Consider the following 13,696-nt stretch of genomic DNA (forward strand, 5'->3'; position numbering starts at 1 on the left):
TTTCCCGCTCCGGCGGTGGGACGAACCCACCGGCCACCGAAGAAACTCATAGTGACCTGCGAACCTGGGAATTTACCGAACCTTACCCGGGAGTACGCTTCAGGTTCCTATCGGGCGTACGGTTCGGACCGTTTCAGGGTGTCTCACAATGTGGGCATCGCATGAGTTTGCCCACGTGCATCACGTTTCGGTGCCGTCGATACAGCGCCGCCCCACGCCTTCCGAGGAAGGAATGGGGCAGCGGTCGGTTGCCGAGCGTCAGCCGGCTGCCACACCCTTGATCTTGGCGATCCGGTTCCGCAGCCCCCACTGCGTGACCTTCAGGAGCGCCTCGCGAACGATCCCACCGCTCATCTTGGACTCGCCGATCTCTCGTTCCGTGAACGTGATGGGAACTTCGCGGACGTCGAAGCCCTCCTGAATGGCCCGCCAAGCGAGATCCACCTGGAAGCAGTAGCCGTGCGACTCCACCGCGGCGAGGTCGAGCTTCTCGAGCACCTCACGGCGGTACGCCCGGTATCCGCCGGTGATGTCCTTGATCTTCACGCCCAGCGCGAGCCGCGAGTAGATGTTCCCGCCGCGCGAGAGCCACTCGCGGTGCTTCGGCCAGTTGACCACCGTGCCGCCCGGCACGTACCGCGAACCGAGCACGAGGTCGGCGCCGGCGTCCACCTGGTCGAGGAGGCGATGCAACTGCTCGGGCGCGTGGCTGCCGTCCGCGTCCATTTCGACGAGGACGGTGTAGTCGCGGTCCAGTCCCCAGTGGAAACCGGCGATGTACGCGGCTCCGAGACCGTTCTTCTCGGTGCGGTGCATCACGTGGATGCGACCGGCGTCGTCGCTCGACGCGAGGGCGTCCGCGACGTCTCCGGTGCCGTCCGGACTGCCGTCGTCGACGACGAGAACATGCGTCCGCGGCAGCGCCGCATGCAGGCGCCCCACGATCAGGCCGAGATTCTCCCGCTCGTTATACGTCGGAATGATCACCAGAGTCCGTGCGCTCGGTGCCCCGCTCTGCCCGGAATCGGTCTCCGATGCCATGAGGATCCTCCCTGCCGGCAACTGCCGGCGCATTCTCGGTACTGCGTTGAACCAGTGTGCGAACTGTGCGTCGTCGTTGCACCACGGCGAACGCGACGGCAGCGACGGCGCCGACACAGAGAAGAACCTCCGGAATCGGGCCGAGCCGACTTGCCAGCGTAGTACCGGTGCGGAGCGGCACCTGCGACACCAGGGCCGCGGGTACGAAAAGTGAGGTTTCCTGCACAGTGGTCCCATCGGGGCCGATGATCGCGCTCACACCGCTGGTCGCGGCGACGACGACGGCGCGCCCGTGCTCCACGGCCCGTACCTTCGACATGGCGAGCTGCTGGTACGTCATCTCGGTGTCGCCGAACGTGGCGTTGTTGGTGGGGACGGCGAGCAGTTCGGCGCCGCTGCGCACCGACTGCTCGAATGCCCGGTCGAAGGCCACTTCGTAGCAGGTCGCGACGCCCACCGCGATCCCGTCCGCGTGGACGACGCCGTCACCGTCGCCGGGAACGAAGTTGCCCGCCCGGTCGGCGTACGAGGAGAAGTGCTGGAAGAACCCGCGGTACGGCAGATATTCGCCGAACGGCTGGATGATCTTCTTGTCGTGCTGCTCCTGCGGTCCCGCATTGCCGTCCCACACGATCACCGAGTTGGTGGTGGTGCGGTCGGAGTTCACGAGGACCGCACCCACCAGGATGGGCGCGCCGATCGCCTCGGACGCGCGGGAGATGTCGGCGGCGGCGTCGGCGTTGCGCAGGGGATCGATGTCGGACGCGTTCTCGGGCCAGACGACGAGGTCGGGCTGCGGCGCCGCGCCCGACGCGACGTCGCCGGCGAGTTCGAGGGTGCGGTTGACGTGATTGTCGAGGACCCGCTTGCGTTGGTCGTTGAAGTCGAGTCCGAGTTTGGGGACGCTGCCCTGGATCGCGGCGACGGTGATCGTCCGGTCTCCCGAGTCCATACCCGGCAATGTCGGCCACAACGCGAGCGACACGACGGTCGCGGCGAGGGCGGCGACCAGCCCGCCGGCGAGCGGCCGCGTCCAGTTCGTGGCACCGTTCGCCCGGGCCCGCACCGTCACGGCGACGGATGCCAGTCCGGCGCCGGTCAGTGCGACGGCGAAGCTGAGCAGCGGGGAACCGCCGACGCTCGCGAGCGGCAGGAACCAGCCCTCCGACTGGCCGAACGCCAACCGCCCCCAGGGGAAGCCTCCGAACGGCACGCTCGCGCGCAGCCATTCGGTGAGCGACCAGCACGCCGCGATCCACAGCGGGGCCCAGCGCAGCCGGGAGACGAGCACGGAAAGCATTCCGAACAGTCCGATGAACAGCGACTCGACCGCGGCGAGTGCAAGCCACGGGAGGGCTCCGACGAACACCCCGATCCACGGGAGCAGCGGCACGAGGAAACCGAGCCCCGCGAGGTAGCCGTAGCCGAAACCCGCGCGCAGTCTCGGTGCCGCGCCGCCGGCGCCGGTGAGGATCAGCGTCAACAGCGCGATGCCGATGGGCGCGAGGAACCAGAGGGGGCGGGGCGGGAAGCCGGCGAACACGAGGAATCCCGCGGCCACCGACAGAACGGAACGCACCAGCACGCCGCGCTTTCCGGTGGTCCAGCGAGACGTCGTGCTACCGCTCATGGACGACGCTCCCCCGGTGCACCGAACGCAGCAGCACCGGCGTGGGCGCGTCGTCCTCGAGCCGCGGCAGGGCCGGGACCCGGGACCGGGGATCGGTCGACCACCGCTGCACGGAGTCTTTGGGCGCGCTGACGACGAGTTCGCCGGCATCCCACACGGCGTACGACGCCGGCGCTCCCGGGTCGAGGGTCCCGGCGAGACCGTCCCGGACCCCGCCTGCCCGCCATGCCCCGCGTGTGGCAGCCGAGAACGCCGCGCGCGGGGAGATCCCGCTGCCGGGCGTGCGGTGGTGGACGGCGGCGCGCAGCATCGCCCAGGGGTCGACCGGGGTGACGGGTGCGTCGGAGCTCAGTGCCAGCGACACTCCGGCGGAGGCGGCGGCGGCGAACGGGTTGAGGGTCAGCGCACGCTCGGTTCCGAGGCGCTGCGCGTACAGGCCGTCGGGCCCACCCCACAGGGCGTCGAACGCGGGCTGGACGCTGGCGATCACACCCCACTGCGCGAGCCGCGCCGCGTCGTCACCGGTCATCATCTCGGCGTGTTCGAGTCGGTGCCCGGCCTTAGCGACCGCGGGACCGCCCAACTCGTCGGCGACGACGGCGAACGCGTCGACCGCGGCCCGGACGGCGGCGTCGCCGATGACGTGGAATCCGGCCTGGATTCCGGCGATCGTGCAGGCGCGCACGTGTGCGGCGATCTCGTCGACTCCCAGGTAGCTCTTGCCGGTGCCGCCGTCCAGATCGGCATAGGGTTCGCTGAGCCACGCCGTGTGGGAGCCGAGGGATCCGTCGATGAACAGGTCGCCGCCCAGCGCGTGGGCGCCGGTGGCGTTCAGCAATTTCCTGGCCTCGTCGGCGTCGGTGACCGCCTCACCCCAGTAGCCGCGGACCTCGACCACGTGCGGAGTGGCGAGGAGTTCCCGGAAGTCGTCGAGTCCGGCGATGTCGGGGCCCCCGCACTCGTGTACCGCGACGATGCCGCGGGAGGCGATCGCGTCGAGGGCGGCGATGCGGGCGGCGGAGCGCTGCTCGGCCGTCAGCAGCGAGCGCGCGACGGTGCGGGCGGCGTGGTGCGCCTCGAATGTGAGCGGCCCGTCCGGCGAGAATCCGGCGGTGTCGCTCAGATCCGGGACCGACCGGCGAAGGGCGGTCGAGCAGACTGCCGAATGGACGTCGATTCGGGACAGATACACCGTGCGTCCAGGTGCGGCCTCGTCGAGTTGCGCCGTGGTGGGACCGGCGCCTTCCGGCCACGCCGATTCGTCCCAGCCGTGTCCCCAGATGACCGCGTCGCCGTGGGTGCGGGCGAAGGAGGCGAGCCGGTCGAGGCATTCGCGGAGCGATCCGACACCGACCAGATCGAGGCCTACGATGTTCAGGCCGAGCGCCGTGACATGCACGTGGGTGTCGACGAATGCCGGGGTGACGAACGCGCCGCCCAGGTCGGCCACGTCGGCGCCGGGGTGCAGCGCGCGGGCCGCCCGGTCGTCGCCGACCCACGACACGACGCCGTCGGTCACTGCCATCGACGTGGCGTCTGGAGCAAAGGAACTGTAGATTCGGCCGCCGACCAGCAGTTGTGTAGTCACAGGCAACCAGTCTGCCTGTTAGGGCAGAACGCGGGGATCACGGGTCGGGGTTCGGGGCTCCTCGTCGATCACTTCACCCTCGAAGACCTCGTCGACCACCTCTCCTTCGATCACCTCGCCGCGACCGCGCCGGGGTGCCCGCGCGAACGCTTCCGCCCCGGCCGCGACGGTGGCGGCACGCCTTCCCGCCAGCAGGACCACGACGGGCCGAAGCGCCCACCGGGTGGGGGGAACGAGGAACAGTAGCCCGAGCACCGAGGTGACCAGGCCGGGGACGAACATCAGTGCGGAGCCCAGCGCGACGAGCGCGCCGTCCGCGACCGCGGCACCCGGAGAGCCGTCGCCGCTCGCCGCCCGGCGCAGGCCGTCCATCACACGACGCCACTGCGACCGCATCAGCAGTAGTCCGATCAGCGTTCCACCGAGCAGGAGGAGCACGGTCCACAGCACGCCGATCGCGTTGCCGACCAGGACGAGCGCGGCGATCTCCACCACTACGTACGACAGGAACAGTGCGGCGTACATGACGCCCCCTTTCGGACGGCCGGGTTCATCGAGGGTCTGGGGTCAACCGTCTGATCGTTCAACGTTCGACGGCGCCGATTTTCTCCCGGCCGCAGATATCGAAGCGCTCACGATCCTAAACCTCAAGTTGACATTGAGACTCTGCGCATGATGCAGTTCACTGCGATGGGGGCTTCCGTCCCCGCGCACAACGAGGAGCCGATATGACTCGTTCCACCGCCTTCCGCCGAGCCGCAATCGTTCTCGCGTCCGCAGCCGCCTTCGGCATGCTGTCTTCGGGACCGGCGTCGGCAGCACCGGTCGCCGACTTCGCGAAGGGTGCCGCCGGACTGCAGGCGCTGGCCACCGAGGTCTCCCCCGCCGCGACGGCGGCCGTGGACGCCCTTCTCGGCGCCAGCGTGTTCATCCCGAAGGACGTGCTCGAGGTCGGACTCACCACACCGCAGGACTTCATGTACCCGTCCCCCACCCTCGGGTGCGGCGTCGCCGACAAACCCGCGACGGTCACGCTGGCGAGCGCCCAGGGCGGACCGAACCTGTTCCCCCAGATCACCGCGAACCAGCTCCGATTCCAGGCCATCCCCGCCTACGTCGCGATCCCGCAGTCATCCGATCTCAGCGTCGCGTGGATCAACCTCACGACGTTCCAGGGCGGGATCGTCACGCTCGACGACAAGCTGCCGATCCTGGGCACCCCGCTGCTGTCGAAGATCGTCGACACCGGCAAGGGAACCGTCCTCGCGACGATGTTCGGCACGGTCGGCTACGCCGACGCCGTCACGTGCACCGTGGTCCCGACCGTCGGCACCTTCACCGTCTAGCCGCAGTTCGCTTCCCCACCCGCCGGCCTACGAGCCGGGTCGTACCAGACCCGTCTCGTAGGCCAGCACCACTGCCTGGACCCGGTCGCGGACGTTCAACTTGGTCAGAATCCGGCCCACGTGCGATTTGATGGTCGACTCCGAGAGGAACAGCTGACCGGCGATCTCCGTGTTCGACAACCCGGTGGCGACCAGCTGCAGCACTTCCCGTTCACGCTCGGTCAGCACATCGAGGACCTCCGGGTCACGAAGCGGACCCGGACCGTCGTCGAGGAACCGCGCCAGCAGCCGGCGGGTCACCTTCGGCGACACCACTGCGTCACCCGCGGCCACACTGCGGATGGCCGATACCAGGTCTTCCGACGGGGTGTCCTTGAGCAGGAAGCCGCTGGCCCCGGCCCGCAATGCACCCATGGCGTGCTCGTCGAGGTCGAAGGTCGTCATCACCAGCACGCGGCTCGCGACCCCCGACTCCAGGATCTGGGCGGTCGCGCTGACCCCGTCCACCACCGGCATGCGGACGTCCATCAACACCACGTCGGGTTCGAGTTTGCGGACCGCGGCGACGGCGGCCGCGCCGTCGCTCGCCTCACCGACGACAGTGATGTCGTCCTGGGCGTCGAGCACCATGTTGAGGCCCATCCGCATCAGTTCCTGGTCGTCGACGAGTAGCACGGTGATCGGCACAGCGCCAACCTAACACCGCGGTCCCGGTGGGCGCCCGACCTGCATGCCGGGCCGCGGGACACGGCGGTCACGAGTAGATAACCAAACCAAGACCGGCGGAAGCGCTGGCATACGCTCGAAGTCTGCCTATGATCGAATCGGCGGCCAGTCGGAGTGCCCAGAGATCGGGGTGTCCAGATGCGAATCGCGGATGTGTTGCGGAACAAGGGTCCGGCCGTGGTGACGGTCGATCCGGAGATGCCGGTCAGCACGCTGATCGGCGAACTCGCCAGACACAATGTCGGCGCCCTGGTGGTGACGGAGAACGACGCCGTCGTCGGGATCGTCACCGAACGCGACGTGGTGCGCCGCATCCACGAGCGCGGTCCCGACATCCTGAATGCGCGGGTCGTGGACATCATGACGACGTCGGTGTTCGCCTGTCTCCCGACCGATACCGTCGACAGTCTCGCCGAAACCATGACCGAACGCCGGATCCGGCACCTGCCGGTGATCGTGGACGGGCAGCTGGTCGGCATCGTCAGCATCGGCGACGTGGTGAAGAGCCGGATCGGCGAGCTGCAGACCGAGCGCGACCAGCTCGAGTCCTACATCGACCACGGCTGAGCGAGATCCTCATGGCCCTGTTCGTCGTGGAATACACGTACAGCCCCGAGACGTCGTCCCTTCGCGACGATCACCGGACGCAGCATCGTGGGTGGCTCACCGAGCTCGTCCGCCGCAAGGTCATTCGCTCGACCGGCCCCCTCACCGAAGGCCACGGTGCGTTGTTCATCGTCGACGCCGAGGACGAGGACGCCGTCGCACGCCTGTTCACGCAGGACCCGTTCGCCCAGGAAAATCTGGTGGAGAAGGTGCAGATCCGCGGATGGACGCCCGCGATGGGCGAATTCAGCGAGTAGGACGCACGTCACACCCAGCCGAACAGGGCTCGGCTCCGAATACCTCTAGCGGATCGTTCTGCGCACGCCGCGATGATCGTTGTACGAGTCGTCGTCGGGGCGAAAAATTTTGAAGGAAGTACGCATGTCCGGGTTCCCCCTCGAACCGGCCGACGGCCTCGGCCACGACGCGTTCACATCGCTGGTCGTCTCGCTTCCGCGTGCCGTCTGCGTCTACGACGACCGACGGCGACTGGTATTGACGAACCCGGCTCTGGCCGACCTCGTCGGATACCGATTGGACGAACTCGATCGTGTGGACCTCGCGGGTTTGATGCACCCGTCGGACGCGCCGCGCTGGTTCGGCCTCGTCCGGGATGTCCTCGCTACCGGCACCGCCCACGCGGGGTATGCCCGCATCCGGCACAGGAATGGGAACTGGCTGTGGGCGCACGGGTTCGCCTCCGCGTTCACCTCCGCGGACATCCGATTCGTCGTGCTCGTGTGGCAGGACAGGACCGACGAGATCTGGGACAACCCCCGCTTGCTCGACGAGGCCGAAGTCGCTTCGCTCGACGTCGTCCGTTCGCGGGCAGTCATCGAACAGGCCAAGGGTGCGCTGATGGTCGTCTACTCCATTTCCGCCGACGCGGCCTTCGACCTCCTGACGTGGCGGTCGCAGGCGACGAACACGAAGATCCGCGTGATCGCCGAGAACCTCGTTCTCGCGTTCGGCGACGAAATCCACACTCCCACTTCGTTTCGCGACCGTTTCGACGCGCTGCTGCTCACCGCTCACGAGCGGCGCAGCGGATAGAGAAGCCCCCCGGGGGCGGTCCCGCGACCTGGGGGCTCAACCCGCGGAACCTGGGCCGGTGGTGCCACCGGTGACGCTTCCGACCCTGGGGCGTCGATTTCCCGTCTTCTCGAATGACTAAACAGCCGACGGGCACCAGACAGTTCGCGGGGTAGGACATTTCCGGGGACACGCGACCGTGTTGCCGTCGAGTTCGGTGGCTGCGAGCAGCAGTCCCGGCTCCACTCTCTAGGATGTCGCGGTGTCCACAGGATTGCTGAACGAACCGCTCGAGCGGTCTGCCCCGCCACCGGTACCGAGCCCGTTCCGGGCACCGGCGATCCTCGCCGCGTCCGGCGCGGTGGTGGCGGCCGTGTTGTTCTGGGTCGTCTCCGGCAGCCTCACCGACGACGCCTACATCAGTTTGTCGGCCGCCAGGAACCTGGCCGTCCACGGCGAGTGGGCGATCGTCCACGGACTGACCGCGAACACGTCGACGTCCCCGCTCAATGTGCTCGTGCTCGGGGCGCTGACGTTCCTGACCCGGTTGTGGGGCCCGGGCGACCCCCTGTTCGCACTGGGAATGCTCAACGCCGCGGTCACCGCCCTGTTGGGTTGGGTGCTCGCGCGGATGTGCCGCCGGCTCGGTCTCGGGACTGGGTGGGCGGTGCTCGCCGGTGCGCTGGTGGTGTTCAACCCGTTCGTGTTGTCCGCGGTCGGGCTCGAGGTGCTGCTGATCCCGGCGGCCGTCGCGGTGATGGTGTGGTTCGCGCTCGAGGGCAGGGCCGCCTGGTTCGGTGCGGCCGCGGGAATGGCGGCGCTGGTACGTCTGGACCTGCTCGTCTTCGTTGTGGTCATCGCCGCCCTGTCACCGGCGATCCGCACGCAACTGCGCCGCGCCCTCGCCGGCTTCGCCGCGATCGCCGGGCCGTGGTACCTGTTCAGCTGGATCGTCCTGGGTTCGGCGCTGCCCGACACCTTCCTGATCAAGCAGGGTCAGGCCTCCGATGTGGGCGGCTACAACTACCTCACCGGCCCGATCATGTACTTCGAGTCCAGCCCGTGGCGGACCGTGGCGGCATTCGGTCCCGCCGCCCTCGCACTCGTCCTGATTCTCGTCGCGCTCGCCTCGTACGCCAGACCCTGGAAGCGACCGGTGCGGGTGCCGGTACCGCTGCTCGCGCTCGGGCTGTCCGGTGCCCTCTACTACGTCGCCTACGTCGTGCTCGATACCGTGCCGTACCACTGGTATTACGTGGCACCCGCGACCACGCTCGCCATGTACGCGGTCCTCGCCGCCGGCATCCACTGGAGCGCCGCGCGCGACACCTCGGATCGCGCCGTCGCCGGCACGCTGGCCGGCCTGCTCGCCGTGCTGGGAGTCGGCGCCGTCTATTACGACGTCGAAAGCGGTCTCCCGTGGGACGCACCCCCCATCTTCGGTAACTGGGCGAGCGCGCAGGACTACGAGCGGGTCGGCCGGGCGGTCGGGACACTCGTCGGGGAGGCACCGGTGCGATCCCCCGGTGAGATCGGGACCCTCGCGTACTTCTGTGAATGCGTCATCGTCGACGAATTCTCCGACCGCGGACTGGTGGTCGAGGACCGGTTGGTACCGCGACTCGCGGAGGCCACCGAACCGGCGCGGACGCTGCTGCGCGCCAATTACACCTTCTTCGACTACCGGCTCGCACCCGTGAACCCCGCGTTCGACCTCCGGTACGAGGAAGGCCATGGACCCGGCGGTCCGATGTCCTGGGATGTGTTCTCCGCCGCCCGCGGAGCCGGCCACTTCATCCTGGTGCCGCTCGCCGGCGGCTGACGCCGTCGTGCGGCATGCCCTCGAAGACGTCGTAGCCGGGGGTGAGGACGTGATCCGGGTCGAACTTCTGTTTGGCCTCGTCGAGGCGGTGGAACTCCGACCCGAAATGCCTGCGCCAGTCTCCGGGGGACATCGGAAACGCGCTCACCGGATAGAGCGTGCCGCCGGCGTTGCGGATGCGTTCGTACACGGCCCGGTTGGACTCCACGAGCCGGTGGGCGTTGTCGGGGTCGGCGGTCGTCGGCACCCGGACGAAGTTGAACGCGAAACACAGGCCCTCCGAGGGCGTCCGCAGCAGTGGACTGGTGATCGCTCCGGTGCGGATCGGAGACAGCACGATCTGACCGAACCGGCCGAGGTCGGTCGCAGGATCAACCCTGCCGAGCTCGTCGTCGACCACCGACTCGACGTGCGAGTCTCCGATGAAGGTGGTGAGCCAGGGGTGCGGGTGGAACCAGTGGCCGTTGGCCCGTAACGCCGCTTCCAGCCCGGCCAGCCGCTCGAGGTAGTCGACGTACGCAATCGTGCCGGGCGTCCGCCTGACCGGGTCTTCGGACAGGCCGGCGAGCAGGAGGTCGTCGTCCGGCGGGTTCCCGGTGAAGAACTTCGCCACGTCCAACTGGAACGACAGCCCTCCGGTCGGTGCTGCCAGAATCGCGCCCTGCACCGCGTCGAAGCCGGCGGCCGAGGACAGGAGGCGCGCGTCCGTCAGCATCCCCGCCAGATCCGGGTAGAACAGCACGAACCTACGCACCTGCTCGGGCGCCGCGACGAGCTCGAGTGTCGCCTCGGTGATCACGCCCACCTGGCCGAGCCCTGCCCGCGCCGCGTCGAACAGGTCGGTGTTGCTCCGGGCCGAACAGGTGATCGTCTGCCCCGTACCGGTCACCACGTCCATCGAGAGGACGCGGTCGCTCTGGATGCCGTATCGCGAGGTCGTGCCGCCGACGCCCCCGACGACGAGTGTCCCGCCGACCGACAGCTCGAGGTAGTCGGTGAGCACGGGTGGGGTCTTTCCCCGCGGCAGCGTCGCGGCGAGCACCTCTCGCCATGTCGCGCCCGCCCCGACGACGATCCGGTCGTTCTGAACCCTGCCGACGGAGCGCCGCGTCGACATGTCGGCCACGATGCCGTTCCGGGCTCCGGATCGTCCCCATACCGAGTGCCGCTGCCCCTGCGGGGCGAACGTGCGGCCCCGCTTCGCGGCCCAGCGGATCGTCTCGGCGACGTCGTCGGCGGATCCCGGTAGCAGGACGGCCTCCGGTTCCGTGTGCACGACGTGCCCGAAATCGTCGGCGGCCTGTTCGCGTGCCACCTGGTCGAAGCGCAACTCGCCGTCCAGCGCCGGTGGCGACGGATCGGTCGTCCGTGCAGTTCGATGATGCCAGTCCATCGGGTTTCTCCTCCACCGGATTCTACGACCCGGCAGAAGGGCACGAGGGTGCCGATTCTCGTTTCGCGGCGAGTCGGTGAAGCAGGGCGCGCGCGCCGTCGAGCAGCAGTTCGAGTGCGTCGGGATAGGCACTGCGGTCGGAGAGTTCGACGAGGAGGCCCGCGGTCGCGGCGATGTGCGGGTGCGTCTCGGCGGGCAGTTGCGCGTAGGAGGATCGCCACAGTTGCCGGTCGGACTCGCGGACGTCCTCGGGTAGCGCGAGTTCGGCTCCGTCGAGGGCGGCGAACGCCAGCATCTGATCGACGAACGCACGGTAGAGGCGCACCGCTGCACCGTCGGGGAACCCTGCCTCGCGCAGTATTCCGAGGATGGTGTCGACGGCGGCCTTCTCCGAGGTGCGACCGCTGACGCGGCTGGCCGACAGGACTGCCGCCTGGGGGTGGTCCAGATATGCTGCATGCGAACGTATTCCGAGCGAGTGCAAGTCCCGCCACCAGTCCCCGGTGGGTTCCCACCCGTGGAACGACCGGCCGATCAGCTCGTCGGCGATCGCCAACGTCAGGTCGTCGATGCCGCGGAAGTACCGGTACAGAGTGCTCGGATCGGCCCCGAGCGCAGCCCCGAGGCGGCGGACGGACAGACCGGCACTGCCGTGGTGCCGGAGCAACCGCAGCGCCGTCTCCATGATCAGCTGCTCCGAGAGAACTGCACCCTGCTTCGTCGGCCTACGCCTCCTCCGGGCCGCGTCCGAGACCACCTGCTTCGCCATTCCCGGCTCCTTCTGTCGACCGGAGCTTATGCCAACACCGTTGACGGTGTAAACCGCGACGGTGTTGCATGTCACAAGCAGGGAGCGAAGCCCCAGGCCGCGGGCACGAGAACCCGGATCGGCGCGTGGCCCCGCGTCCCTCTCCATACCTCCAGCGAAAGCGACGCACACATGGCAGCAGTGAACAACGGCGCGGCCGCCGCGCCGAGGGCGACTGCCCTCCGCAAATCCCTCGGCGTCATGGACGGAATAGCGATCGCCGCCTCGAGTACCGCGGCGACGACGAGCATCGGTGTCGGTTTGGGAGTCATCGCCGCCGTGGTCGGCCTCCAGATGCCGGTGGTGCTGTTACTGGCCTTCGTCCCCATCCTGGGAATTGCCAGCGGATACGCCCGGCTCAACCGGGTCGAACCCAATTGCGGCAACAGCTACGTCTGGGTGGGCCGCAGCCTCAGTCCGTGGCTGGGGTTCCTCACCGGCTGGATGGCCATCGTCGCCGTTGTCGTGTTCATGGCCTACACCACCGCGATCGCCGGGTCGGCGATCCTGCAACTCGCCGGCATGGCCGGCGTGCACGACATCGGCGGGCTCACTCTCGATCCCGACTCCACGTTGCAGTCGACGATGCTGGGGCTGACGATCCTCGGTGCGGTGACCTTCACCGCCGTCCGGGGCGTCGCGGTGGCGGCACGGCTGCAGAAGTATCTCCTCGTCTTCGAGTACGTCGTGTTGATCGGTTTCTGCACGTACGGGCTGTTCGCCGGGAGCCAGCCGTTCTCCCTCTCCTGGTTCGATCCTTTTGCAATCCCGTCGTTCGCCGTGCTGGCTCAGGGCATGGTGATCGCGGTCTTCTTCTACTGGGGTTTCGAAGCGGCGTTCAGTGTGAGCGAGGAGGTGCGCGATCCGCGCGACGCGTCCCGCGCCGGAGTGATCACCGTCTTCCTGGTCCTCGGCTTGTTCCTGCTCGGTGCGGTGGCGTTCCAGCGCGTCCTCACCCCCGCGGAACTGGCGGACAACGGGACCGTCGGACTCGCGTTCCTCGGCGAGGCACTCGCCCGGCAGCCGCTGGCCGCGCTCCCCGTGGTGGCGCTGATGTTCTCTGTCGTCGCATCCCTCCAGGCCACTGTGATACCCAGCGCGCGTGGACTGTTCGCGATGGGCCGCGACCGCACGCTCGGCCCGGTGTGGACCCGGATCCATTCCCGTTACGGGACCCCGGCGGCCGGTACCGTCCTGCTCGGCGGAATCTCCGCCGTGGTCGCGCTGCTGGCCACGGTCATCCCCAAGCTCAGCGACCTTCTCGGTGCGGGCATCAGTTCGATCGGCCTGGTGGTTGCCCTCTGGTACGGCCTGACGGCACTCGCCGCCGCTGTCCGGTTCCGCGGACTCCTGCGGGAACGTCCGTGGGAAGGACTGCGCGCGGTCGTGTTTCCCGCTCTCAGTTCCCTGGTGTTGCTGGCACTCGGCGGCTACTTGGGCTGGATCTTCTACACCTCGGCGGATCATCTCGAATTCAGCGCGACCAACGGGTGGTTTCAGCTACTGTTCCCGCTCCTCATCCTGATCTCGGGGCTGGCGGTGGCCGCGTATGCGAAGTGGGTCCGTCGGTCGCCCTATTTCGTCACCGGCCGCGGAACAGATGCCGACGATGCCGACCTGCTCGCAGGGCCTGCACCCCGAGAAGTTCCTGCCCCGCACTGATCAGCGCGACACAACCCGATCCGAACACCGACCAAAGCACTT

13 protein-coding genes are annotated in these 13,696 nt (G+C 68.4%); 6 read left to right on the forward strand and 7 right to left on the reverse strand.

Features of this window, described 5'->3' with window-relative positions:
- Positions 1 to 258: 258 nt before the first annotated feature.
- Genes DTA22_RS00705 through DTA22_RS00720 form a run of 4 tightly spaced genes read right to left on the reverse strand, consistent with a single transcriptional unit; the run spans position 259 to position 4,784 of the window.
- Positions 259 to 1,041, reverse strand: a complete 783-nt coding sequence (locus tag DTA22_RS00705; protein ID WP_037233662.1) for a polyprenol monophosphomannose synthase — start codon at positions 1,039 to 1,041, stop codon at positions 259 to 261.
- Positions 968 to 2,671 (reverse strand): apolipoprotein N-acyltransferase, encoded by a 1,704-nt coding sequence (lnt, locus tag DTA22_RS00710; protein ID WP_112298202.1) that lies wholly within the window; start codon positions 2,669 to 2,671, stop codon positions 968 to 970. Before lnt ends, DTA22_RS00705 begins: the two co-directional genes overlap by 74 nt.
- On the reverse strand, positions 2,661 to 4,265 hold the full coding sequence (locus DTA22_RS00715; protein ID WP_112298203.1) for an amidohydrolase: 1,605 nt from the start codon (positions 4,263 to 4,265) through the stop codon (positions 2,661 to 2,663). The genes lnt and DTA22_RS00715 overlap by 11 nt, the downstream gene beginning before the upstream one ends.
- A gap of 12 nt (positions 4,266 to 4,277) precedes the next feature.
- On the reverse strand, positions 4,278 to 4,784 hold the full coding sequence (locus DTA22_RS00720) for an FxsA family protein (RefSeq protein ID WP_037233671.1): 507 nt from the start codon (positions 4,782 to 4,784) through the stop codon (positions 4,278 to 4,280).
- A gap of 203 nt (positions 4,785 to 4,987) precedes the next feature.
- On the opposite strand from DTA22_RS00720, the gene DTA22_RS00725 reads away from it, so the two are divergent.
- Positions 4,988 to 5,605 carry a hypothetical protein gene (locus tag DTA22_RS00725; protein WP_037233675.1) on the forward strand — a complete coding sequence of 206 codons (618 nt, stop codon included), beginning with the start codon at positions 4,988 to 4,990 and terminating at the stop codon, positions 5,603 to 5,605.
- Between the two features lie 27 nt (positions 5,606 to 5,632).
- Here the strand turns inward: DTA22_RS00725 and DTA22_RS00730 are convergent, their stop codons facing one another.
- The gene (locus tag DTA22_RS00730; protein ID WP_005260679.1) at positions 5,633 to 6,292 is read right to left on the reverse strand and encodes a response regulator; all 660 of its coding nucleotides are present in this window, start codon (positions 6,290 to 6,292) and stop codon (positions 5,633 to 5,635) included.
- Between the two features lie 177 nt (positions 6,293 to 6,469).
- Between DTA22_RS00730 and DTA22_RS00735 the strand changes: the two genes are divergently transcribed.
- The 4 genes from DTA22_RS00735 (at position 6,470) to DTA22_RS00750 (ending at position 9,791) form a co-directional block, all read left to right on the forward strand.
- Positions 6,470 to 6,898 carry a CBS domain-containing protein gene (locus tag DTA22_RS00735; protein WP_009472696.1) on the forward strand — a complete coding sequence of 143 codons (429 nt, stop codon included), beginning with the start codon at positions 6,470 to 6,472 and terminating at the stop codon, positions 6,896 to 6,898.
- Positions 6,899 to 6,909: 11 nt separating this feature from the next.
- Complete coding sequence (locus tag DTA22_RS00740; protein ID WP_112298204.1) at positions 6,910 to 7,194, forward strand: YciI family protein; 285 nt, start codon at positions 6,910 to 6,912, stop codon at positions 7,192 to 7,194.
- A 124-nt stretch (positions 7,195 to 7,318) separates the two neighbouring features.
- Entirely contained in the window at positions 7,319 to 7,990 is a 672-nt protein-coding gene (locus tag DTA22_RS00745) for a PAS and ANTAR domain-containing protein (protein ID WP_112298205.1), read from the forward strand.
- A 241-nt stretch (positions 7,991 to 8,231) separates the two neighbouring features.
- Positions 8,232 to 9,791, forward strand: coding sequence for a glycosyltransferase family protein (locus DTA22_RS00750; protein ID WP_112298206.1), 1,560 nt, complete (start codon positions 8,232 to 8,234; stop codon positions 9,789 to 9,791).
- Here the strand turns inward: DTA22_RS00750 and DTA22_RS00755 are convergent.
- Together DTA22_RS00755 and DTA22_RS00760 are read right to left on the reverse strand one after the other, a co-directional pair.
- Positions 9,763 to 11,184 carry an FAD-binding protein gene (locus DTA22_RS00755; protein ID WP_245973260.1) on the reverse strand — a complete coding sequence of 474 codons (1,422 nt, stop codon included), beginning with the start codon at positions 11,182 to 11,184 and terminating at the stop codon, positions 9,763 to 9,765. The two genes, DTA22_RS00750 and DTA22_RS00755, sit on opposite strands and share 29 nt — an antisense overlap.
- A 22-nt stretch (positions 11,185 to 11,206) precedes the next feature.
- Positions 11,207 to 11,953, reverse strand: a complete 747-nt coding sequence (locus DTA22_RS00760) for a TetR/AcrR family transcriptional regulator (protein WP_112298207.1) — start codon at positions 11,951 to 11,953, stop codon at positions 11,207 to 11,209.
- A 171-nt stretch (positions 11,954 to 12,124) separates the two neighbouring features.
- On the opposite strand from DTA22_RS00760, the gene DTA22_RS00765 reads away from it, so the two are divergent.
- Positions 12,125 to 13,654 (forward strand): APC family permease, encoded by a 1,530-nt coding sequence (locus tag DTA22_RS00765; RefSeq protein ID WP_112298208.1) that lies wholly within the window; start codon positions 12,125 to 12,127, stop codon positions 13,652 to 13,654.
- The last annotated feature ends 42 nt before the right edge of the window (positions 13,655 to 13,696 follow it).

The sequence above is a fragment of the Rhodococcus wratislaviensis genome (genome assembly GCF_900455735.1).
Taxonomy (GTDB): Bacteria; Actinomycetota; Actinomycetes; order Mycobacteriales; family Mycobacteriaceae; genus Rhodococcus_F; species Rhodococcus_F wratislaviensis.

Excerpts from the sequence above, each read along its gene's own strand:
- DTA22_RS00705 (WP_037233662.1), bottom strand. The coding sequence starts at position 1,041 with ATGGCATCGGAGACCGATTCCGGGCAGAGCGGGGCACCGAGCGCACGG.
- lnt (WP_112298202.1), bottom strand. The coding sequence starts at position 2,671 with ATGAGCGGTAGCACGACGTCTCGCTGGACCACCGGAAAGCGCGGCGTG.
- DTA22_RS00720 (WP_037233671.1), bottom strand. The coding sequence starts at position 4,784 with ATGTACGCCGCACTGTTCCTGTCGTACGTAGTGGTGGAGATCGCCGCG.
- DTA22_RS00725 (WP_037233675.1), top strand. The coding sequence starts at position 4,988 with ATGACTCGTTCCACCGCCTTCCGCCGAGCCGCAATCGTTCTCGCGTCC.
- DTA22_RS00735 (WP_009472696.1), top strand. The coding sequence starts at position 6,470 with ATGCGAATCGCGGATGTGTTGCGGAACAAGGGTCCGGCCGTGGTGACG.
- DTA22_RS00740 (WP_112298204.1), top strand. The coding sequence starts at position 6,910 with ATGGCCCTGTTCGTCGTGGAATACACGTACAGCCCCGAGACGTCGTCC.
- DTA22_RS00745 (WP_112298205.1), top strand. The coding sequence starts at position 7,319 with ATGTCCGGGTTCCCCCTCGAACCGGCCGACGGCCTCGGCCACGACGCG.
- DTA22_RS00755 (WP_245973260.1), bottom strand. The coding sequence starts at position 11,184 with ATGGACTGGCATCATCGAACTGCACGGACGACCGATCCGTCGCCACCG.
- DTA22_RS00760 (WP_112298207.1), bottom strand. The coding sequence starts at position 11,953 with ATGGCGAAGCAGGTGGTCTCGGACGCGGCCCGGAGGAGGCGTAGGCCG.
- DTA22_RS00765 (WP_112298208.1), top strand. The coding sequence starts at position 12,125 with ATGGCAGCAGTGAACAACGGCGCGGCCGCCGCGCCGAGGGCGACTGCC.